Source organism: Metapseudomonas resinovorans (assembly GCF_002003485.1).
In the GTDB taxonomy this organism is placed as follows: domain Bacteria; phylum Pseudomonadota; class Gammaproteobacteria; order Pseudomonadales; family Pseudomonadaceae; genus Metapseudomonas; species Metapseudomonas resinovorans_D.
In genome coordinates this window covers 1-843 of the sequence record NZ_BDMA01000106.1, presented here as the reverse complement: position 1 = coordinate 843, position 843 = coordinate 1, and the positions used below count along the sequence as shown (strand labels likewise).

General features: G+C 66.4%; 1 protein-coding gene. It reads right to left on the bottom strand.

Going from position 1 to position 843, the window contains the following annotated elements; translation table 11 throughout:
- Positions 1–18 precede the first annotated feature (18 nt).
- A partial coding sequence (locus tag MnOB_RS28395; RefSeq protein ID WP_077527881.1) for an integrase core domain-containing protein occupies positions 19–843 on the bottom strand: 825 nt, incomplete at its 5' end.

Sequence of the window (843 nt, the reverse complement as noted above, 5' to 3'; positions counted from 1 at the left end):
TGGGTAACGGGTTGATGGTCATGATGTCCGCTGCCTCAGGTCGACCTGGCGGATGGTCCGGTGAATGAATACCACCTCGTAGACGCCATCCACCGCGGTGGGACGGATGGCGACCCGTTCCCCATGCAACCCGCCGCCGACGAACAGGCTCTTCCCGCGAAACGAGACCTGGCCGATACGCCCGACTTTGAGCACCTGATCGCCCGGCTCGTACTCGATCTCCGGCAGTTGCTCCGGGTAGCCGCGCAGGCTGGGTTGGTAGCGCGTGATCGGTGGACGTTGGTCCAGCGCCTCATGCGGACGCTGCTGGTTGTATTGCTCCCGCCAGCGATCCATTACCTGCTGGCAGTGCTGCAGGTCGCTGAACGTGCGCTGCAACAGCTCGCGCTTGAGCGTCTGGTGGAAGCGTTCCAGCTTGCCCTGGGTCTGCGGGTGATGGGGACGGCTGTGGCTGACCTCGATCCCCAGGCGCAGCAGCCAGACCTCCAGCGCCGACAGACCACCGGCGATGTTCGAGCCCCAAGGCGGACCGTTATCGGCGGTCACTCGCTGCGGCAGGCCATAGCGGCGGAACACCTGGATCAAGCGCGGGCGTACGCACTCCAGGCGTTCGCCGTCGCAGGCCGCCAGGCACAGCGCGAAGCGGGAGTGATCGTCCAGTACCGTCAGGGGATGGCAACGCGGTGAGCGGCGATCCGCAAGGTGGAAGTGCCCTTTGAAGTCCATCTGCCAGAGGGCGTTGGGCTGGCTGTGCTCGAACCGCTGGATGGCCGGCGCTGGCGCCGCGTCGGCGTGGTAGCGCACCTGGCAGCCCTGGCGGCGGAGGATGGCCTCAATGGTGCT